Genomic DNA, 20592 nt, shown 5'->3' with positions numbered 1-20592 from the left:
TTTGGCTTTTCTAACTGACACTGAAGTCGGACCAAGACAAAAAGGGTCACTTGGGAATAAGGTGACATCTACTTGCCAACCCCATCGTTCCCCTGTAAATGCCGCCTCTATCGTCTTCGGGCGAGATTCTCTCGTGGGAGGTTGTTGGGATCGCGATCCCGGATCGGACCACGCAACATAAACCGGGTGGAACGCGTTTCACCTACGTTGAAAGGAAAACCAAATGGCCAAGAAGCTTGCTGGTACAATGAAGCTGCAGGTTCCTGCAGGTCAGGCGAACCCGTCGCCGCCAGTTGGTCCGGCGCTGGGTCAGCGCGGCATCAACATCATGGAATTCTGCAAGGCGTTCAATGCCAAGACTGCAGACATGGAGCCCGGCGCCCCATGCCCCACCGTGATCACCTATTATCAGGACAAGTCCTTCACCATGGACATCAAGACGCCGCCCGCGTCTTATTACCTGAAAAAAGCAGCTGGTCTGAAGCCGGTTGGCAAGCGTAACCGCCCCCGTGGCGCGGAAAACCCAGGTCGTGAGACCGTGGCAACCGTGACCTCGAAGCAGGTTCGTGAAATCGCCGAAGCCAAAATGAAAGATCTGAACGCCAACGACGTCGAAGGCGCAATGCAGATCATCCTGGGCTCGGCCCGCTCTATGGGCATCGAGGTGAAGTAAGATGGCAAAACTTGGTAAACGCACCCGCGCTGCGCGCGAAGCTGTCGCCGGCAAGGAAAATCTGTCGATCGAAGACGCAGTTGCCCTGGTCAAAGCCAACGCAACCTCGAAATTCGACGAGACCATCGAAATCGCGATGAACCTGGGCGTTGACACCCGTCACGCTGACCAGATGGTTCGCGGCGTTGTTGGCCTGCCCAACGGCACCGGTAAAGCGATGCGCGTTGCGGTATTCGCTCGTGGCCCCAAGGCTGACGAAGCGAAAGAAGCCGGCGCCGATATCGTTGGCGCAGAGGACCTGATGGAAACCATTCAGGGCGGCACCATCGAATTCGATCGCTGCATTGCCACCCCGGACATGATGCCCATCGTTGGCCGTCTGGGTAAGGTTCTGGGCCCCCGCAACCTGATGCCGAACCCCAAGGTTGGCACCGTGACCATGGACGTCAAAGCAGCCGTGGAAGCAGCCAAGGGCGGTGAAGTTCAGTTCAAGGCGGAAAAAGGCGGCGTTGTGCACGCTGGCGTTGGCAAAGCGTCGTTCGACGAAGCCAAGCTGGCCGAAAACGTGCGCGCATTCGTTTCGGCTGTGGCCAAGGCCAAGCCGTCGGGCGCCAAAGGCACCTACATGAAGAAAATCGCGCTGAGCTCGACCATGGGCCCAGGCGTGACTCTGGATGTGGCGGCTGCGGCGGGCGAATAAGCCTTTACGCACGACTACAAAGATTTGATCCCGGGTGGTGAGAACTGCCCGGGATTTTTTGTGTCAATTTGTAAAGTGATCCGGCTGAAAAGCCCTTTTCGCAAAGGGTCGTAGCCGCCGCAGAGTTCTTTGTTTGGCCTCAGTGCGCAGCGCCTTTTTCTGTGGCACGCGGGCCAAAGTCGACAAGACGCGTGGATAAAGAAGAAAAGCCAGGCTGGGATCATTTGGACCGACCAGTTTATACCCTTCGAAAAAAGCTGAAGTGACATCCTCGGGGACGACTCGGCCGGGCGCCACCTCGTGTGCAGAACGGGTCAGGGTGGTAAAATCCAGCAAGACTTTTGAAGTGTCATGTCCGACCGGCGCCATTTGATCGCTGGTAAAGTCAAGCCCGAGTGTCCGCTGGTCGTCTCGTATCAGATTGGATAGGTGAAAGTCGCCGTGCTGAATTGCCGAAATCGTTTGCTGGCCTTCGAACTGTGGCGCCAGCTCGATGATCCGTCGGATACCGGCGAGAAACAGTTGCCGTGCGGGTACGGTTGCAGTGCCTGCGGTGATCTGTTTTTCCAGCTCCTGATAGTAGCAGACCGTGTATTTGGGCTGAAAGATGCGCCGCTCTTCGATCTGTGTGCGGTGATAGGCATCCAGCCAGACCCCGGCTTGTTTTAAAAGGTCCAATTGTTGGACAGGCCGACCCTCAGCCTTGCGGACGAGTTCAGCGAAGGTGTGACCCTTTATGTATTCAAAGAGGCTTGTTTGAGCGTCCTGTGACACGTGGATAGGTTTGGGCGCGGTCAGGGTGGCGTCTTCCCCCAGAGCATGAAACGCTCGTTCCTGGCGCATGTGGTGGGTGACAAACCCCTGTTGCGACTCGGGTTTAAGCTGGAACTTGTAGGCGTAAGACAAACCCGACCTGTGTTTTGCGCGAAGAACAATCCGAGAGTTTTCCGGATCGTCTCGGCGGGACAGTTTGGTCAGCGTCCAGCCATGGCGCGACAACCCCGCCTGGGCGGCGAAACCTGCCAAAGTTTCAAGGCTGTTTTGTCGAGGGTCGAGTCCTGAAAGTTCCACCACATGCCAAGGTTTTTCTCTTCGCATTAATCGTCTGCATTTGTATCTGCAGACAATGCAGCGTTCAGGTGCGTTGCGCAAATGCCGGGATTGGCGGCATCCCGCATCCTGTTAGGTCACATATACGCGCTTAGAACTGCTGCTTCACGGGCGTTGATCGTCGCGGCTGCAGTGTGACGGAAGGCGTCCCTTGCGTGGTCAAGCGAGGGGAACAGGGCCAAAATCTCGGCTCGCTGCGCCGAGGACAAGGCATGTTTCGCGCTTTCGCCAAAGAAATAGCTTTCTGTCAACGCTCCGTTCGACCGAACGATGTGATGCTGGTCGAACATGAAATGCGTGTAGGTGATCCTGTCCATCTCGCGGATTTCAACACCCGGCAGGTAGCAAAGATGCTTGGCCGCAACGAAAACCTCAGAAGACCCGAACAGCATGCTTATCGCGGGCGAAGCGACGAGAACCCGATGTTGCTGTGACAGAATAAGTTTTTTGGTGTTTCCGATGGCCCCCTGTTCAATCACAACAGGTGCAAAGGCGCCGCGCCCGGGGACTGTGGTCGTGTCGGTCCACATGATTGGCTGAAAACCGGCATCGCGGGTCCAGATGTTCTGACCACGGCTGAGTTGCGCGATATCGACATCCCCTTCAGATGTTGCGATCAGAGTGCCTGGGCCAAAACAGGGGATGTAGTCGTCATAAGCCGAACTGCCTGCGTTAGATCCTGAAACCTTGATATAGGATGTTCCGGGGTCCAGCGGTGCAGACGTTGCAAATCCCCAAACGTCCGAGGTGACGCCGTTTTGCGAAAAAACGTAGACCTCGATTTCGGGTCCGACCGGGTTGCCATCACCGTCCAGGGCGCGCAGGACGATAATGGATTCTGACTCGACCGGCGTACCGTCGGCGACAATCCCGCCGCCATCCGTGATGATATGTCCGCCCGCCTGGTCGTCGTTGAAAATATCCGGGCTGCCGCTGGTGTCGTCCAGCGTGACGGTCGTCCCGCCGCCGCCAGAAAAGGAAAAGATGGTCCCGTCCGGAGTATCCGAGTTGTTGATAATCGAGTTGCCTACGATACCGCCAGAAGAACTGGAGGTCACAATCAGGCTGGAGCTGTCCTGAGCGAAAAAACTGCGAAGTACCATGTGCTCGACTTAACCTTACAGAAACTTGTTAACCAGGCGGAGGCTTTAGGTTGGAAACCGGCAAAACCCATATCCAGTACGCAACTTAATTTGCTTGGGTCTGATTTTGCCAGCCATTTCTTCAGCCGCGATCACACAATGTTGTTAGCAGCGCGCAAGTTGCGTTAATCAAAACGGTCCTGAAATGCGATGCGCAGTCGGTTGACCAGCCTGTGCCGTTTGTCTTCCTCGTACGGGCTGCAGCGATGGTTTAAGTGCCACAGTGCCAACCAGTCCAAAATCAACCGTCCTCGGATGCAGGCGTCCAGAATGTCCATATGGATGGGGTGTGCGTAACGCCGGAAAAACATCTCTTTGTTTGTTTTCAAAATGCCACTGCGATCTACTTCCTGAGGGGGAGCGTCGCGAAACACATCGAACTTCAGGAAGTCCACGATGTCATACGGGGCCAGTTTCACCCTGACCTCGGTGAAATCCAAACCGATCATATGCCCTCGGCCGACGATCAGGTTCTGCGCATGGAAATCACCGTGTGAAAACACCTGCGTTTCCAGAGTGCCCCTGAGGCTCCATGCTTCGTTTGTCAGCACATCCAGCATTGCCGCGCTTTCGCGTTGAATCTCTTGTGGGACATGCGCCGCTGCAGCCTGAATGTTGTCTAGCATCCATTTCGGCCGAAATCCGTATTTCTGTAGCGGGCGGTACGCGTGCAAATGGTGCAGCCATTCTCCGGCGCGTCGATAAATCTGGGCGACCTGATCCGCATCAGGACTTTTGTGAATAATATCCGCTGCGGTTGGACGGTCGATATACTCTGTCACGAAGAACGTCTGCGAGCGTGAGATGTAGACAGGGCGAACAACTCGCACAGTCTGCGTGTCTTCGAAATAAGCCGACAGGGTCGTCAGAAGGTCATATTCCTTCTGCAACCGACCCGTTTCCGGAGAGGTTGTATCAATCTTTAGGGCGTATTCCCCCGAACCGGTTCTCAGGCGCAATAGGTACCGGGTGTCGGCAAAATCATGCGATCGGTAGACGCATTCAAACCCGGATAAGCTTAGGTTCCTGCCATGTGCCGAGAATTCTTCGACGCAACCTGTCGCAAATCGGTGTTCTTGCGGGGAGAGTTTCGGCATTTGCAGCGTGTTATCCGGGGTTTGGGTGCGCGAGACAGGACCTTAGCGTGCATGACATGTCAATGCCGCACAATACAGTTTGGACAGGGTGCCTCGCTGGGCAGGGATTGCCACGATTTGATGTGATTTACCTCTTGGAAACCCCGCCTATCTGCCCTAAAGAGACTTGCGGAGTAAAGCGTGCGATTCGTCGTGCGCTTTATTTCGTTTCGTCCAAGACGGTGGGTGACCTTGCGAAAGGTCTTAATTCCCTGCCTGAGACGGGTAAGACCAAAGAATTCTGAGGGTCGCATTCCTCGGGCGCATTTTGGCCAATCCCGTAACAACGGACCTGAACGCAGGGGTTTCGGCCTCTGCAAATATGAGCCGGGATGTCCAACATCCCAAACTTGGAGAGAACTGTGGATAGAGCCCAGAAAGAGAAAGTGGTCGAGGAACTCGGCCAAATCTTCGAAAGCTCTGGCGTCGTAGTGGTTGCCCATTACGCCGGTCTGACAGTTGCCGAGATGCAGGACCTTCGCGCACGTGCTCGTGACGCGGGTGGTGCCGTGCGTGTTGCCAAGAACAGGCTCGCCAAAATCGCCCTCGACGGAAAGCCATGTGAAAGCATTGGTGACCTGCTGACGGGTATGACCGTTCTGACCTATTCCGAGGACCCCGTGGCAGCAGCCAAGGTGGCCGAGGACTTCGCCAAAGAGAACCAAAAGTTCGAAATTCTTGGCGGTGCAATGGGTGAGAACGCTCTGGACCGGGCTGGTGTTACAGCCGTGTCGAAAATGCCGTCGCGTGAAGAGCTTATTGCTACGATCGCGGGTATGCTTGGCGCGCCTGCCTCGAACATCGCCGGTGCAATTGGCGCACCTGCAAGCAACATCGCAAGCATCCTTTCCACCATCGAAGAGAAGGCGGAAGCTGCGTAAGCGGTTGGCACTGAATGATCTGCGTAGGGTGAACACCCTGACGTTGGAACACACACTGTAAACGGAAAGAGCTGATAAAATGGCTGATCTGAAAGCACTCGCAGAAAGCATCGTGGGTCTGACCCTGCTGGAAGCACAAGAACTGAAAACCATCCTCAAAGACGAATACGGCATCGAGCCCGCAGCAGGCGGCGCAGTTGTCATGGCAGCAGGCGGCGACGCCGGCGGCGCAGCTGAGGAAGAAAAAACCGAATTCGACGTCGTTCTGAAGAACGCCGGCGCTTCGAAAATCAACGTGATCAAAGAAGTTCGCGGCATCACCGGTCTTGGCCTGAAAGAAGCCAAAGAGCTGGTTGAAGCTGGCGGCAAGATCAAAGAAGGCGTTGACAAGGCAGAAGCCGAAGAAGTCAAAGCCAAGCTGGAAGCAGCTGGCGCCGAAGTCGAGCTGGCCTAAGCCAACCGACAGGTGCATCGCTGATGTGCCGAAAATTCAGGCTGGGCCCGGAGAAATCCGGGTCCAGCCGAACCTGTCTTAGAAAGGGCCTCATATGTTGGGGCGTTTTCTAAGACGCGGTTCATGGATCGGGAGGCTGCCTTCGGGACGGTGGCCACGAATTGATCCGGACGTGTCGTCTCGAATGTGCAGGATGCCGGGGCCCGACGGTGTCTTTGCCCGCTGAGAACTTGAAAGGTGACATCTGACATGGCTCAAACGTTCCTTGGCCAGAAACGTCTTCGTAAATACTACGGCAAAATCCGCGAAGTCTTGGAAATGCCGAACCTCATTGAGGTACAGAAATCTTCTTATGATCTTTTCCTGCGCTCCGGCGATGCAGAACAGCCCACTGACGGCGAAGGCATCAAAGGCGTGTTCCAGTCGGTTTTCCCGATCAAGGATTTCAACGAGACCTCCGTTCTGGAGTTCGTGAAATACGATCTGGAAAAACCCAAATACGACGTCGAAGAGTGCATGCAGCGCGACATGACCTACAGCGCGCCGCTGAAGGTCACTCTGCGTCTGATCGTGTTTGATGTCGATGAGGATACCGGCGCGAAGTCGGTCAAAGACATCAAAGAACAGGACGTGTTCATGGGCGATATGCCCCTGATGACACCGAACGGCACGTTCATCGTGAACGGCACCGAGCGTGTGATCGTCAGCCAGATGCACCGCTCGCCCGGTGTGTTCTTTGACCACGACAAGGGCAAGACCCACTCGTCCGGTAAACTGCTGTTCGCCTGCCGCATCATCCCGTATCGCGGCAGCTGGCTGGACTTTGAGTTCGACGCCAAAGACATCGTTTTTGCCCGTATCGACCGTCGCCGCAAACTGCCTGTGACGACCCTGCTTTATGCGCTGGGTCTGGATCAGGAAGCGATCATGGACGCGTATTACAACACCGTGTCCTACAAGCTGGATGGAAAGAAAGGCTGGGTCACGCCGTTCTTCCCCGAGCGTGTCCGCGGCACTCGTCCGACATACGACCTGATCGACGCGAAATCGGGTGAAGTGATTGCCGAAGCGGGCAAGAAAGTCACTCCGCGCGCGGTCAAAAAGCTGATCGACGAAGGCAGCGTTACCGAATTGCTGGTTCCCTTCGACAACATCGTTGGGAAGTACGTCGCCAAGGACATCATCAACGAAGAAAACGGCGCGATCTATGTCGAAGCCGGTGATGAATTGACCTTGGAATACGACAAGGACGGCGACCTGATTGGTGGCACTGTCAAGGATCTGATGGATGCGGGCATCACCGACATCCCGGTTCTGGACATCGACAACGTCAATGTCGGCCCCTACATGCGCAACACCATGGCTCAGGACAAGAACATGAGCCGCGACACCGCGCTGATGGACATCTACCGCGTCATGCGTCCGGGTGAGCCGCCCACCGTTGAGGCTGCGTCGGCCCTGTTCGACACGCTGTTTTTCGACAGCGAGCGCTATGATCTGTCCGCTGTTGGCCGCGTGAAGATGAACATGCGTCTGGCTCTGGACGCACCGGACACTCTGCGCACCCTGCGTCGCGAAGACATCGTGGCCTGCATCAAGGCGCTGGTGGAGCTACGTGACGGCAAGGGCGACATCGACGATATCGACCACTTGGGCAACCGTCGTGTGCGCTCGGTCGGCGAACTGATGGAAAACCAGTACCGCGTCGGCCTGCTGCGCATGGAGCGCGCGATCAAAGAGCGTATGTCGTCGGTCGAGATCGACACTGTCATGCCTCAGGATCTGATCAACGCGAAACCGGCTGCGGCTGCTGTTCGCGAATTCTTTGGCTCGTCGCAGCTGTCGCAGTTCATGGACCAGACCAACCCTCTGTCGGAAGTCACCCACAAACGCCGCCTGTCGGCGCTTGGGCCGGGTGGTCTGACACGTGAGCGTGCGGGCTTTGAGGTGCGCGACGTACACCCGACCCACTATGGCCGGATGTGCCCGATTGAAACGCCGGAAGGTCCGAACATCGGTCTGATCAACTCGCTGGCCACCTTTGCCCGCGTGAACAAGTATGGCTTCATCGAAACACCCTACCGCGTCGTCAAAGACGCCGAGGTGACCGATGAGGTTCACTACATGTCCGCGACCGAGGAAATGCGTCACACTGTGGCGCAGGCGAACGCGACGCTGGATGCGGATGGCAAGTTCATCAACGATCTGGTTTCGACCCGTCAGGCTGGTGACTACACGCTTGCCCCGCGTGAGAATGTTGACCTGATCGACGTGTCGCCGAAACAGCTGGTTTCGGTCGCTGCATCGCTGATCCCGTTCCTTGAAAATGACGACGCCAACCGCGCTCTGATGGGCTCGAACATGCAACGTCAGGCGGTTCCGCTGCTGCGCGCCGAAGCGCCGCTGGTTGGTACCGGGATCGAGGAAAAGGTTGCGATCGACTCAGGCGCTGCGATTCAGGCGAAACGCGCCGGTATCATCGACCAGGTCGATGCCCAGCGTATCGTTATCCGCGCGACCGAAGATCTGGAACTGGGCGACGCTGGCGTTGACATCTACCGTCTGCGCAAATTCCAGCGTTCGAACCAGAACACCTGCATCAACCAGCGTCCGCTGATCAAGGTGGGTGACACCGTCCAGAAGGGCGAGGTTATTGCCGACGGTCCGTCGACCGACATGGGTGAACTGGCTCTGGGTAAGAACGTGGTCGTCGCGTTCATGCCGTGGAACGGTTACAACTACGAAGACTCGATCCTGATCTCGGAACGTATTGCGCGTGACGACGTCTTTACCTCGGTCCATATCGAGGAATTTGAAGTCGCCGCCCGTGACACGAAGCTGGGCCCGGAAGAGATCACCCGCGACATCCCGAACGTCGGTGAAGAAGCGCTGCGCAACCTCGACGAGGCGGGCATCGTTTACATCGGTGCGGATGTTGAGCCGGGCGATATTCTGGTCGGCAAGATCACTCCGAAGGGCGAAAGCCCGATGACCCCGGAAGAAAAGCTTCTGCGCGCCATCTTTGGTGAAAAAGCATCTGACGTGCGCGACACCTCGTTGCGTGTAAAGCCGGGCGATTACGGTACGGTCGTGGAAGTCCGCGTCTTCAACCGTCACGGCGTCGAGAAAGATGAGCGTGCGCTGCAGATCGAGCGTGAGGAAGTCGAACGTCTGGCCCGTGACCGGGACGACGAGCTGGCGATCCTGGACCGCAACATCTATGCGCGTCTGCAAGGTCTGATCCTGGGTAAAACCGCTGTGAAAGGCCCGAAAGGCGTCAAGCCGGGCTCGGTGATCACCAAGGAACTACTGGAAACCCTGACCCGTGGTCAGTGGTGGCAACTCGCGCTGGAAGGCGAGCAGGACGCACAGATCGTCGAGGCTCTGAACGAGCAGTACGAAGTGCAGAAACGCGCTCTGGACGCCCGCTTCGAGGACAAGGTCGAGAAAGTTCGCCGTGGCGACGACCTGCCGCCGGGCGTGATGAAGATGGTCAAAGTCTTCATCGCCGTGAAGCGTAAGCTGCAGCCGGGCGACAAGATGGCCGGTCGTCACGGGAACAAAGGTGTGATCTCCAAGGTTGTTCCGATGGAAGACATGCCGTTCCTGGCCGATGGTACGCCGGTTGACTTCTGTCTGAACCCGCTGGGTGTGCCTTCGCGTATGAACGTTGGTCAGATCCTTGAAACCCATATGGGTTGGGCCGCGCGCGGTCTGGGGCTGAACATCGACGACGCTCTGGGTGAGTACCGCCGGTCCGGCGATCTGACCCCGGTACGCGAAGCGATGAAGCTGGCTTATGGCGAGAATGTCTACGAAGAAGGCATCACCGGTCTGGACGAGGATGGCCTGATCGAGGCTGCGGGCAACGTGACCCGCGGTGTTCCGATCGCAACCCCGGTCTTCGACGGTGCCAAAGAGGCTGACGTCAACGACGCGCTGGTGCGAGCGGGCTTCTCGGAAAGCGGTCAGTCGGTTCTGTTCGACGGTCGTACCGGTGAGCAATTCGCACGTCCGGTGACCGTGGGCATCAAGTACCTGCTGAAACTGCACCACCTGGTGGACGACAAAATCCACGCGCGTTCGACCGGGCCGTACAGCCTGGTGACCCAGCAGCCGCTGGGCGGTAAGGCGCAGTTCGGTGGTCAGCGCTTTGGTGAGATGGAAGTCTGGGCTCTGGAAGCTTACGGCGCCGCCTACACCCTGCAGGAGATGCTGACCGTGAAATCGGATGACGTCGCCGGCCGGACCAAGGTCTATGAGTCGATCGTCAAGGGCGAGGATAACTTTGAAGCGGGCGTACCGGAATCGTTCAACGTTCTGGTTAAAGAAGTCCGTGGCCTCGGCCTGAATATGGAACTCCTGGATGCGGAGGTTGAGGAGTAAGGGCGCTGCCCTTTCTCCCGTCCCCCTTTCCGCAAGATTTGAGGTAACAAATGAACCAGGAAATCACCAACAACCCGTTCAACCCGCTGACGCCCCCGAAGGTCTTTGACGAGATCAAGGTCTCGCTGGCGTCGCCCGAGCGGATCCTGTCTTGGTCCTATGGCGAGATCAAGAAACCCGAAACCATCAACTACCGGACGTTCAAGCCTGAACGTGACGGTCTGTTCTGCGCGCGTATTTTTGGCCCGATCAAAGACTACGAATGTCTGTGCGGCAAATATAAGCGGATGAAGTATCGCGGAGTTGTCTGCGAAAAGTGTGGCGTGGAAGTCACCCTGCAGAAAGTCCGCCGCGAGCGTATGGGCCACATCGAACTGGCAGCACCCGTTGCGCACATCTGGTTCCTGAAATCGCTGCCGTCCCGCATCGGTCTGATGCTGGACATGACGCTGCGCGATCTGGAACGCGTTCTGTACTTTGAAAACTATGTCGTCATCGAGCCCGGTCTGACTGACCTTACGTACGGCCAGATGCTGACCGAAGAAGAGTACATGGACGCTCAGGATGCTTACGGCATGGACGCGTTCACCGCCAATATCGGTGCCGAAGCCATCCGTGAGATGCTGGCCCAGATCGATCTGGAAGCCGAAGCCGAGCAGCTGCGCGCTGATCTGGCCGAAGCCACCGGCGAGTTGAAGCCCAAGAAGATCATTAAGCGTCTGAAGGTTGTTGAATCCTTCCTCGAGTCGGGCAACCGGCCTGAATGGATGGTCATGACCGTGATCCCGGTCATTCCGCCGGAACTGCGTCCTCTGGTTCCGCTGGATGGTGGCCGTTTCGCGACCTCGGATCTGAACGATCTGTATCGCCGCGTCATCAACCGGAACAACCGTCTGAAGCGTCTGATCGAACTGCGCGCGCCTGACATCATCGTCCGCAACGAAAAGCGGATGCTGCAGGAATCCGTGGATGCTCTGTTCGACAACGGCCGTCGCGGCCGCGTGATCACCGGCGCCAACAAGCGTCCGCTGAAATCGCTGTCGGACATGCTGAAAGGTAAGCAAGGTCGCTTCCGTCAGAACCTTCTGGGTAAGCGCGTCGACTTCTCGGGCCGTTCGGTCATTGTGACCGGTCCGGAACTCAAGCTGCACCAGTGTGGTCTGCCCAAGAAGATGGCGCTGGAACTGTTCAAACCGTTCATCTACTCGCGCCTTGAAGCCAAGGGTCTGTCTTCGACCGTGAAGCAGGCGAAGAAACTGGTCGAGAAAGAGCGTCCCGAAGTGTGGGATATCCTCGACGAGGTGATCCGCGAACACCCTGTCATGCTGAACCGTGCGCCGACGCTGCACCGTCTTGGCATTCAAGCGTTCGAGCCCGTTCTGATCGAAGGTAAAGCCATCCAGCTGCACCCGCTGGTCTGTTCGGCCTTTAACGCCGACTTCGACGGTGACCAGATGGCCGTTCACGTCCCGCTGAGCCTTGAGGCCCAGTTGGAAGCGCGTGTTCTGATGATGTCGACGAACAACGTTCTGTCGCCTGCAAACGGCGCGCCGATCATTGTTCCGTCGCAGGATATGATCCTGGGTCTCTACTATGTGACCCTGGAACGCGAAGGCATGCCGGGCGAAGGCAAGGTGTTCGGGTCGATCGACGAAGTTCAGCACGCGCTGGATTCCGGTGAGGTGCACCTGCACTCGAAAATCACCGCGCGGATCACGCAGATCGACGACGAAGGCAACGAGGTTCAGAAGCGTTTTGAAACCACTCCGGGCCGTCTGCGTCTGGGTGCATTGCTGCCGATGAACAACAAAGCACCGTTCGAGCTGGTCAACCGTCTGCTGCGGAAGAAAGAAGTGCAGCAGGTGATCGACACCGTCTACCGCTATTGCGGTCAGAAAGAGTCGGTTATCTTCTGTGACCAGATCATGTCGATGGGCTTCAAAGAAGCGTTCAAGGCGGGCATCTCGTTCGGTAAGGACGACATGGTCATTCCGGACGACAAGTGGGGCATTGTTGATGACACCCGCGGTCAGGTGAAGGACTTTGAACAGCAGTACATGGACGGCCTGATCACTCAGGGCGAAAAGTACAACAAAGTTGTCGATGCCTGGTCGAAATGTAACGACCGCGTCACCGAAGCCATGATGTCGACGATTTCGTCGTCGGATCGGGCAGCGGACGGCTCTGAGCAGGAACCGAACTCGGTCTACATGATGGCCCACTCGGGCGCGCGTGGCTCGGTCACTCAGATGAAGCAGCTTGGCGGTATGCGCGGCCTGATGGCCAAGCCGAACGGTGACATCATCGAGACGCCGATCATCTCGAACTTTAAAGAAGGTCTGACCGTTCTCGAGTACTTCAACTCGACCCACGGTGCCCGTAAGGGTCTGTCGGATACCGCTCTGAAGACGGCGAACTCGGGTTACCTGACCCGTCGTCTGGTGGATGTGGCGCAAGACTGTATCGTTCGTGAGATCGACTGTGGCACCGAACGTGCGATCACTGCCGAAGCCGCCGTAAATGACGGTGAGGTTGTTGCCTCGCTGGCCGAGCGCGTGCTGGGCCGTGTATCTGCTGACGACGTTCTGCGTCCGGGTACGGATGAGGTGCTGGTTGCAGCTGGTCAGTTGATCGACGAACGCATGGCCGACACTATCGATGAAGCTGGCGTTGCCTCGATGCGCATCCGCTCGCCTCTGACCTGCGAGTCCGAGGAAGGCGTTTGTGCCACCTGCTACGGCCGTGACCTTGCACGCGGTACTATGGTGAACACGGGTGAGGCTGTCGGCATCATCGCCGCGCAGTCGATCGGTGAACCCGGTACACAGCTGACAATGCGGACCTTCCACATCGGTGGCGTTGCGCAAGGTGGTCAGCAGTCGTTCCAGGAAGCGAACCAAGAAGGTGTTGTCGCGTTCGAGAACCCGCAGATTCTGATCAATGCCGCAGGCGAAAGCCTGGTCATGGGCCGGAACATGAAGCTGGTGATCAACGACGAACACGGCGAAGAGCGGGCCAGCTTCAAGCTGGGCTACGGCTCCAAGCTGTTCGTCAAGGATGGCGCCAAGGTTGCTCGCGGCGACAAGCTGTATGAATGGGATCCCTACACTCTGCCGATCATCGCCGAGAAAGCCGGTACCGCGAAATATGTCGACCTTGTTTCGGGCATCGCCGTCCGAGATGAGACCGACGATGCAACCGGCATGACCCAGAAGATCGTGATCGACTGGCGCGCCGCCCCCAAAGGCAGCGACCTCAAGCCCGAGATCATTCTGGTCGGTGAAGATGGCGAACCAGTTCGCAACGATGCGGGCAACCCGGTTCACTATCCGATGTCGGTGGATGCGATCCTGTCGGTCGAAGATGGTCAAACTGTCGAAGCTGGTGACGTTGTCGCGCGTATCCCGCGTGAAGGTGCCAAGACCAAGGACATCACCGGTGGTCTGCCGCGTGTGGCCGAACTGTTCGAAGCGCGTCGTCCGAAAGATCACGCGATCATCGCAGAAGCCGATGGTTACGTGCGCTTTGGCCGCGACTACAAGAACAAGCGCCGCATCAGCATCGAGCCGGCTGACGAGTCCATGGAGACCATTGAATACATGGTGCCCAAGGGCAAGCACATCCCGGTCGCCGAAGGGGACTTCATCCAGAAGGGTGAGTACCTGATGGACGGTAACCCTGCTCCGCATGACATCCTGTCCATCATGGGTGTCGAAGCGCTGGCGGATTACATGATCGACGAGGTGCAGGACGTGTATCGTCTGCAGGGCGTGAAGATCAACGATAAGCACATCGAGGTTATCGTGCGCCAGATGCTGCAGAAGTGGGAGATCTTGGATTCAGGCGACACCACCCTGCTGAAAGGCGAGCATGTCGACAAGCAAGAGTTCGATGCGGCCAACGAGAAGACCATCGCCCGCGGTGGTCGTCCGGCACAGGGCGAGCCGATCCTTCTGGGGATCACCAAAGCCTCGCTGCAAACGCGTTCGTTCATCTCGGCGGCGTCGTTCCAGGAAACCACTCGCGTGCTGACCGAAGCCTCGGTTCAGGGCAAGAAAGACAAGCTGGTTGGCCTGAAAGAGAACGTCATCGTTGGTCGTCTGATCCCCGCTGGTACCGGTGGCGCGACTCAGGCCGTGCGTCAGGTGGCCCAAGGTCGCGACAACGTCGTCATCGAGGCGCGCCGGGAAGAGGCCGAAGCAGCCGCTGCTCTGGCTGCTCCGGTTATTGACGACGACATGGTCGGTGATGAGCTGGACATCGTGGTCGACGCCCCCGAAAGCCGCGAATAAACGCGGTTTCAGAGCAAAGAACAGGCCCTGCGGAAACGCGGGGCCTTTTTTTGTTGTTGTGGTCTTGCCGAACAGAGCGCCGATCGTATCAAAAAAGGCGCGCGGTGGGCTCAGGCAATGCGACAGATGTGCGTTCAAGCGCTCAGATTCAGGAACAGAACGCCAAGCGCAACCTCCACAAACGCGCCCGTCGCAAACCAATTAAGAAGTAGTTTTCCGCTTAGCGCACTTCGATAGACGCCGCGAACAAACAAGACTGGAATGGCGGCGATCCAAACAATGGTCAATATGGCAACAGGCACTCCAAACGCGCCCGGCGTGTCACCGTTTTTCACGGATTCCGGTGCCAGATCAGAAATTGCTTGAAGGTTGAAAAATAGGAAAAACACAACAACGAGCTGAGAGCGCCCCAAAACACTAAGTCAAATCTGATAGGGGTCGGGCCAGGCTGAGATCTGCGGGTTTTCGACTTTGTCACGCGCGCCTTTGGTTGCGGCTGATCACCACGGGTTTGGTAGCGATGTGGTCGCTGATCAAAACCTTGAGAATTCTTCTCAAACACAATGTCTCCAGAAAATTAGCTTTAGAATGGTCAAACCGTTCAACACATTGGTGCGATCTGCAATTCACTTTTCCAGCCACGTCTATTGACTTGCAGCGCGTCATCCCCGCGAATGAGCACGAAAATATCTGAGTTCTGTTTCCATGTCTCCAAACATAAAAGGCGCCCTGCTGATGATGGGCAGCATGGCGGGCTTTACCATCAATGATACGCTGATCAAGCTGGCAGGGGAGCAGGTGCCTTTGTTCCAGATGGTGGCGATGCGCGGGGCTTTGGCGACGGTTCTGGTCTATCTCTTGGCGCGGCATTTGGGGGGTTTGCATCTGAACTTTCCACGCCATGACAAATGGCTGATCGCCGCGCGTTGTCTGGCCGAGTTGTCGGCCACGTTCTTCTTTTTGACTGCGTTGTTGCACATGCCATTGGCCAATGTGACCGCCGTGTTGCAGGCGCTACCACTGACAGTGACTTTAGGCGCGGTGCTGTTCTTTCGGGAGCAAATCGGTTGGCGGCGGATCGTGGCTATCGGGTTGGGCTTTACTGGCATGCTGCTGATCGTCCGGCCGGGCCCCGAAGGTTTCAGCATCTATGCCATCTACGCTCTGATTGCGGTATTGTCCGTCACTGTGAGGGATCTGATCACGCGGCGCATGACCGTTCATGTGCCTTCGCTGACGGTGACCCTGGCGACATCGGTTACTATTACGGTGTCGGCCGGGATCGCCTCTGCGACCACGGGCTGGCAACCTGTCCCATTCGACGCGGGGGTGATGATTGCCTGCGCTGCGGTGTTTGTGCTGATCGGGTATCTGTGCAGCGTCATGGTCATGCGCGAGGGCGATGTGGGTTTCATCGCGCCATTCCGTTATTCAAGTCTGCTGTGGGCGCAGGCATTGGGCTGGGTCGTGTTCGGAGATTGGCCTGATGCCGTCACCATGGCTGGCGCTGTTTTGGTCGTCGGCGCCGGGCTGTTTACTCTATTCCGCGAACGTGCGGTTCATACAGCCGAGTGAACCCGACGCACGGCGTCCTGATCGATGGCAAAGCGGGCGATGAACTCGCCCTCTTGTTCGGGGGTCAGGAGTGCAAGCTGGGTGTTGCTTTTGCGGGCATGGGGTGAATCGTTGAACGAATTCAGCGTGCGCACCCACATCGGCGCGTCTGGATAGCTGATCACCGGCATGTAGTTTCCGATCCTGTGATGCCCAAAATTCATGATTGTCAGATCACTTCCACCCCGCACGTACATGGCAAACCCGATCCCCAGCAGCGGTTGAAACACCTGCGCGGCGTGAATGCCCTCGGGCCCGAACCGCGCCAGGAACCCTTGGTTATAGTCGATGGCGACCGTTTTGTGGTTGCGCATCAGCGCGCCGCCTTCGTCAGCGGCGATACGTAGCCGTTCGACGAAATCCACCGACACGGCGTCGTCATCATCATGCCGGAACTGGATGCAGGGCACGTTGGGATCGTGACGCGCGGCGTTCAGGATCTCTTTCATCACCCGGCGGTGGCGCATGGGACGACGGGCGATGATCTGCACCTGTTTCATGCCTGCGGTCAGGTCGTGCAGCCGATCAAAGGCGGGTTTCGGCAGGCAATCCCCGATCACGATGAGCAATTGGAAATCCTCATCCGTCTGTTCGCGCAGACAGGGCAGGGTGGTGGTTTCGAACAGGCGAAACCTCTCTTCCAGCCGGGTAGGGTGGTAGAGATAGGCGCGCCGTTCCTCGATCGTGTCATGTTCGACCTGAAAGCCGCCATGGGCGGGGTAGGAAAAGCGGCACAGGCCGATGATTTGCATGGGTCATCCGTGGTGCGTGGCGTTGCGCCCGACTATGCCCCTGCGCCCCAGAACCCGCAATGGCTAGCAGCACTGGCGGCCGACAATCGGACCGGGTATATCAGCGCAAAGCGGCCTGTCGTGCGGTGGGTCCGGTGTACTGTTGACACTTGCGCCGACTCCCCCTATTACGCGCCCATCTCGGTACCGGGGGCCGCCCCAAAACCGATCTCAGTAATGGACTGGTCAAGACCCGGACAATTTTGCAGTTCGCGTCCTCTGATAACCAACCGCGACGTTCACCTCGGAATGGGAACGCTCGCGGGTTTTGCGCTTGTGGACGCATGAGTGCAGCAAAGTTTAACCGCACGCAATGCGCGTGCATGTCATGTGTGTTGCAAAACGGGGAAGAAACCGGAATGCCAACTATTCAACAGCTGATCCGCAAGCCGCGGCAGCCCAAAGTAAAACGCTCGAAGTCCATGCACCTGGAGCAGTGCCCGCAGAAACGCGGCGTCTGCACCCGTGTGTATACCACCACACCGAAAAAGCCGAACTCGGCTATGCGTAAGGTTGCCAAGGTGCGCCTGACCAACGGGTTCGAGGTCATCTCGTACATCCCCGGTGAAAGCCACAACCTGCAGGAACACTCGGTTGTTCTGATCCGTGGCGGCCGTGTAAAAGACCTTCCCGGTGTGCGTTACCACATCCTGCGCGGTGTTCTGGATACTCAGGGCGTCAAAGATCGTAAGCAACGCCGTTCGAAATACGGCGCGAAGCGTCCCAAGTAAGAAGGAGAGGCTGATATGTCACGTCGTCACGCCGCCGAAAAACGCGAAGTCCTGCCTGACGCCAAATTTGGCGACAAGGTTCTGACCAAATTCATGAACAACCTGATGATCGACGGCAAGAAGTCGGTCGCAGAGCGCATCGTCTACAACGCGTTTGATCGCGTTGAGAACAAGATCAAGCGCGCACCTGTCGAAGTGTTCCACGAAGCGCTCGACAACATCAAACCGTCGGTCGAGGTTCGCTCGCGCCGGGTTGGTGGTGCAACCTATCAGGTTCCGGTCGAAGTCCGCCCCGAGCGCCGCGAAGCACTGGCCATCCGCTGGCTGATCACCGCCGCCCGTGGCCGCAACGAAAACACCATGGAAGAACGCCTCGCCGGTGAGCTGCTGGACGCTGTACAGTCCCGCGGTACTGCCGTGAAGAAGCGCGAAGACACCCACAAGATGGCCGAGGCGAACAAAGCCTTCAGCCACTACCGTTGGTAATCCAGAGGCTTATCCAAAATGGCACGCGAATATCCGCTCGAACTATACCGTAACTTCGGTATCATGGCGCACATCGACGCAGGTAAGACCACCTGCTCGGAGCGTATCCTGTATTACACTGGTAAATCCCACAACATCGGTGAGGTGCACGATGGTGCAGCCACCATGGACTGGATGGAGCAGGAGCAGGAACGCGGCATCACCATCACGTCGGCTGCGACCACCACTTTCTGGGAACGCACCGAGGACGGTCAGACCGCAGAAACGCCCAAGCACCGCCTGAACATCATCGACACCCCCGGCCACGTTGACTTCACCATCGAAGTTGAGCGTTCGCTGGCGGTTCTCGACGGTGCCGTCTGCGTTCTGGACGCAAACGCCGGTGTTGAGCCCCAGACCGAAACCGTGTGGCGTCAGGCTGACCGCTACAAGGTTCCGCGTATGGTTTTCGTCAACAAGATGGACAAGATCGGCGCAGACTTCTTCAACTGCGTTCGCATGATCGAAGACCGCACCGGCGCACGCGCTGTTCCGGTTGGTATTCCGATCGGCGCCGAGTCCGAGCTGGAAGGTCTGATCGACTTGGTCACCATGGAAGAGTGGCTGTGGCAGGGCGAAGATCTGGGCGCAAGCTGGATCAAAGCTCCGATCCGCGACAGCCTGAAAGACATGGCTGACGAATGGCGCGGCAAGATGATCGAAGCGGCCGTCGAAATGGACGACGACGCGATGATGGAATACCTGGAAGGCAATGAGCCCGACGTTCCGACCCTGCGCGCCCTGTTGCGCAAAGGTACTCTGGACATCGCGTTTGTTCCGGTTCTGGGTGGTTCGGCGTTCAAGAACAAAGGCGTTCAGCCTCTGCTCAACGCTGTGATCGACTATCTGCCCAGCCCGCTGGACGTCGTTGATTACATGGGCTTCAAACCCGGCGACGAGGAAGAAGTTCGTGACATCGCCCGTCGTGCTGATGACGACATGGCGTTCTCGGGTCTGGCGTTCAAAATCATGAACGACCCCTTCGTTGGCTCGCTGACCTTCACCCGGATCTACTCGGGCACCATGAACAAGGGTGACTCGATCCTGAACTCGACCAAAGGTAAGAAAGAGCGCATCGGTCGTATGATGATGATGCACTCGAACAACCGGGAAGAGATCGAAGAAGCGTTTGCAGGCGACATCATCGCGCTGGCGGGTCTGAAAGACACCACCACCGGTGACACCCTGTGTGACGCGAAAGAGCCGGTCGTTCTGGAAACCATGACCTTCCCCGATCCGGTGATCGAGATCGCGGTTGAACCCAAAACCAAGGGCGACCAAGAGAAGATGTCCCAGGGTCTGGCCCGTCTGGCCGCCGAAGACCCGTCCTTCCGTGTGGAAACTGATCTGGAATCCGGTCAGACCATCATGAAGGGTATGGGCGAACTTCACCTGGACATCCTGGTTGACCGTCTGAAGCGCGAGTTCAAGGTTGAAGCGAACATTGGTGCACCGCAGGTGGCCTATCGTGAAACCATCTCGATGCCCGTCGAGCACACCTACACCCACAAGAAACAGTCGGGTGGTTCGGGTCAGTTTGGTGAAGTTAAGCTGGAAATCCAGCCGACCGAGCCAGGCGAAGGTTATTCGTTCGAAAGCCGCATCGTTGGAGGTGCCGTTCCGAAGGAATACATCCCGGGTGTTGAAAAAGGCATCAACTCGGTCATGGATAGCGGCCCACTGGCTGGCTTCCCTGTGATCGACTTCAAGGTTGCCTTGCTGGACGGTAAGTTCCACGACGTTGACTCGAGCGTTCTGGCGTTCGAAATCGCGGCCCGTATGTGTATGCGTGAAGGCATGCGCAAAGCTGGCGCGAAACTGTTGGAACCGATCATGAAGGTCGAAGTGATCACCCCGGAAGAATATACCGGCGGTATCATCGGCGACCTGACCTCGCGTCGTGGCCAGGTGTCTGGTCAGGAACCGCGCGGCAACGCGATCGCGATCGATGCGTTCGTTCCGCTGGCGAACATGTTCGGCTACATCAACACTCTGCGTTCGATGTCGTCGGGCCGTGCTCAGTTCACCATGCAGTTCGATCACTACGATCCGGTTCCGCAGAACATCTCGGACGAGATCCAGGCGAAATACGCATAACCAAAGATTTGAGGGGGTCCGGTTCACGGGCTCCCTTCATTACCGAAAAAGGAGGCCATC

14 protein-coding genes are annotated in these 20592 nt (G+C 57.4%); 10 read left to right on the top strand and 4 right to left on the bottom strand.

Features of this window, described 5'->3' with window-relative positions; genetic code table 11:
- Nucleotides 1–223 precede the first annotated feature (223 nt).
- Complete coding sequence (gene rplK, locus ABWV79_RS18915) at nucleotides 224–673, top strand: 50S ribosomal protein L11 (RefSeq protein ID WP_010440985.1); 450 nt, start codon at nucleotides 224–226, stop codon at nucleotides 671–673.
- A 1-nt stretch (nucleotide 674) separates the two neighbouring features.
- Nucleotides 675–1373 carry a 50S ribosomal protein L1 gene (gene rplA, locus ABWV79_RS18910; RefSeq protein WP_170355304.1) on the top strand — a complete coding sequence of 233 codons (699 nt, stop codon included), beginning with the start codon at nucleotides 675–677 and terminating at the stop codon, nucleotides 1371–1373.
- A 63-nt stretch (nucleotides 1374–1436) separates the two neighbouring features.
- Here the strand turns inward: rplA and ABWV79_RS18905 are convergent, their stop codons facing one another.
- The 3 genes from ABWV79_RS18905 to ABWV79_RS18895 all read right to left on the bottom strand — a co-directional run bounded on the left by ABWV79_RS18905 (nucleotide 1437) and on the right by ABWV79_RS18895 (nucleotide 4722).
- On the bottom strand, nucleotides 1437–2471 hold the full coding sequence (locus tag ABWV79_RS18905; protein WP_353393931.1) for a phosphotransferase family protein: 1035 nt from the start codon (nucleotides 2469–2471) through the stop codon (nucleotides 1437–1439).
- Nucleotides 2472–2560: 89 nt separating this feature from the next.
- The gene (locus ABWV79_RS18900) at nucleotides 2561–3586 is read right to left on the bottom strand and encodes a Hint domain-containing protein (RefSeq protein WP_353393929.1); all 1026 of its coding nucleotides are present in this window, start codon (nucleotides 3584–3586) and stop codon (nucleotides 2561–2563) included.
- A gap of 164 nt (nucleotides 3587–3750) precedes the next feature.
- Nucleotides 3751–4722: a phosphotransferase family protein gene (locus ABWV79_RS18895; RefSeq protein ID WP_353393927.1), complete on the bottom strand. Its 972-nt coding sequence runs from the start codon at nucleotides 4720–4722 to the stop codon at nucleotides 3751–3753.
- Between the two features lie 401 nt (nucleotides 4723–5123).
- On the opposite strand from ABWV79_RS18895, the gene rplJ reads away from it, so the two are divergent.
- The 5 genes from rplJ to ABWV79_RS18870 all read left to right on the top strand — a co-directional run bounded on the left by rplJ (nucleotide 5124) and on the right by ABWV79_RS18870 (nucleotide 16349).
- Complete coding sequence (gene rplJ / locus ABWV79_RS18890; RefSeq protein ID WP_170355300.1) at nucleotides 5124–5642, top strand: 50S ribosomal protein L10; 519 nt, start codon at nucleotides 5124–5126, stop codon at nucleotides 5640–5642.
- A gap of 79 nt (nucleotides 5643–5721) precedes the next feature.
- Nucleotides 5722–6096 (top strand): 50S ribosomal protein L7/L12, encoded by a 375-nt coding sequence (gene rplL, locus ABWV79_RS18885; RefSeq protein WP_008755409.1) that lies wholly within the window; start codon nucleotides 5722–5724, stop codon nucleotides 6094–6096.
- 249 nt (nucleotides 6097–6345) lie between these two features.
- Nucleotides 6346–10482 carry a DNA-directed RNA polymerase subunit beta gene (gene rpoB, locus ABWV79_RS18880; protein WP_353393925.1) on the top strand — a complete coding sequence of 1379 codons (4137 nt, stop codon included), beginning with the start codon at nucleotides 6346–6348 and terminating at the stop codon, nucleotides 10480–10482.
- Between the two features lie 50 nt (nucleotides 10483–10532).
- The gene (gene rpoC, locus ABWV79_RS18875; RefSeq protein WP_353393923.1) at nucleotides 10533–14774 is read left to right on the top strand and encodes a DNA-directed RNA polymerase subunit beta'; all 4242 of its coding nucleotides are present in this window, start codon (nucleotides 10533–10535) and stop codon (nucleotides 14772–14774) included.
- Nucleotides 14775–15479: 705 nt separating this feature from the next.
- Nucleotides 15480–16349 carry a DMT family transporter gene (locus ABWV79_RS18870; protein WP_353393921.1) on the top strand — a complete coding sequence of 290 codons (870 nt, stop codon included), beginning with the start codon at nucleotides 15480–15482 and terminating at the stop codon, nucleotides 16347–16349.
- Here the strand turns inward: ABWV79_RS18870 and ABWV79_RS18865 are convergent.
- On the bottom strand, nucleotides 16334–17140 hold the full coding sequence (locus ABWV79_RS18865) for a putative rhamnosyl transferase (RefSeq protein ID WP_353393919.1): 807 nt from the start codon (nucleotides 17138–17140) through the stop codon (nucleotides 16334–16336). The two genes, ABWV79_RS18870 and ABWV79_RS18865, sit on opposite strands and share 16 nt — an antisense overlap.
- Nucleotides 17141–17538: 398 nt before the next feature.
- Between ABWV79_RS18865 and rpsL the strand changes: the two genes are divergently transcribed.
- Genes rpsL through fusA form a run of 3 tightly spaced genes read left to right on the top strand, consistent with a single transcriptional unit; the run spans nucleotide 17539 to nucleotide 20532 of the window.
- Nucleotides 17539–17910, top strand: a complete 372-nt coding sequence (gene rpsL, locus ABWV79_RS18860; RefSeq protein WP_005621086.1) for a 30S ribosomal protein S12 — start codon at nucleotides 17539–17541, stop codon at nucleotides 17908–17910.
- A 15-nt stretch (nucleotides 17911–17925) separates the two neighbouring features.
- Nucleotides 17926–18396 (top strand): 30S ribosomal protein S7, encoded by a 471-nt coding sequence (gene rpsG, locus ABWV79_RS18855; RefSeq protein ID WP_039529242.1) that lies wholly within the window; start codon nucleotides 17926–17928, stop codon nucleotides 18394–18396.
- Nucleotides 18397–18414: 18 nt separating this feature from the next.
- Nucleotides 18415–20532 carry an elongation factor G gene (gene fusA, locus ABWV79_RS18850; protein WP_353393917.1) on the top strand — a complete coding sequence of 706 codons (2118 nt, stop codon included), beginning with the start codon at nucleotides 18415–18417 and terminating at the stop codon, nucleotides 20530–20532.
- Nucleotides 20533–20592: the final 60 nt, after the last annotated feature.

The organism is Ruegeria sp. HU-ET01832 (assembly GCF_040371315.1).
GTDB lineage: Bacteria > Pseudomonadota > Alphaproteobacteria > Rhodobacterales > Rhodobacteraceae > Ruegeria > Ruegeria lacuscaerulensis_A.
This window is presented reverse-complemented; position numbering and strand designations above follow the sequence as displayed.

What these genes read in the sequence shown, in the direction of transcription:
- rpsG (WP_039529242.1), top strand. Translation starts at nt 17,926, where the DNA reads ATGTCACGTCGTCACGCCGCCGAAAAACGCGAAGTCCTGCCTGACGCC.
- fusA (WP_353393917.1), top strand. Translation starts at nt 18,415, where the DNA reads ATGGCACGCGAATATCCGCTCGAACTATACCGTAACTTCGGTATCATG.
- ABWV79_RS18905 (WP_353393931.1), bottom strand. Translation starts at nt 2,471, where the DNA reads ATGCGAAGAGAAAAACCTTGGCATGTGGTGGAACTTTCAGGACTCGAC.
- rpoC (WP_353393923.1), top strand. Translation starts at nt 10,533, where the DNA reads ATGAACCAGGAAATCACCAACAACCCGTTCAACCCGCTGACGCCCCCG.
- rplA (WP_170355304.1), top strand. Translation starts at nt 675, where the DNA reads ATGGCAAAACTTGGTAAACGCACCCGCGCTGCGCGCGAAGCTGTCGCC.
- ABWV79_RS18900 (WP_353393929.1), bottom strand. Translation starts at nt 3,586, where the DNA reads ATGGTACTTCGCAGTTTTTTCGCTCAGGACAGCTCCAGCCTGATTGTG.
- rpoB (WP_353393925.1), top strand. Translation starts at nt 6,346, where the DNA reads ATGGCTCAAACGTTCCTTGGCCAGAAACGTCTTCGTAAATACTACGGC.
- ABWV79_RS18865 (WP_353393919.1), bottom strand. Translation starts at nt 17,140, where the DNA reads ATGCAAATCATCGGCCTGTGCCGCTTTTCCTACCCCGCCCATGGCGGC.
- rplK (WP_010440985.1), top strand. Translation starts at nt 224, where the DNA reads ATGGCCAAGAAGCTTGCTGGTACAATGAAGCTGCAGGTTCCTGCAGGT.
- rpsL (WP_005621086.1), top strand. Translation starts at nt 17,539, where the DNA reads ATGCCAACTATTCAACAGCTGATCCGCAAGCCGCGGCAGCCCAAAGTA.
- ABWV79_RS18895 (WP_353393927.1), bottom strand. Translation starts at nt 4,722, where the DNA reads ATGCCGAAACTCTCCCCGCAAGAACACCGATTTGCGACAGGTTGCGTC.
- rplL (WP_008755409.1), top strand. Translation starts at nt 5,722, where the DNA reads ATGGCTGATCTGAAAGCACTCGCAGAAAGCATCGTGGGTCTGACCCTG.
- ABWV79_RS18870 (WP_353393921.1), top strand. Translation starts at nt 15,480, where the DNA reads ATGTCTCCAAACATAAAAGGCGCCCTGCTGATGATGGGCAGCATGGCG.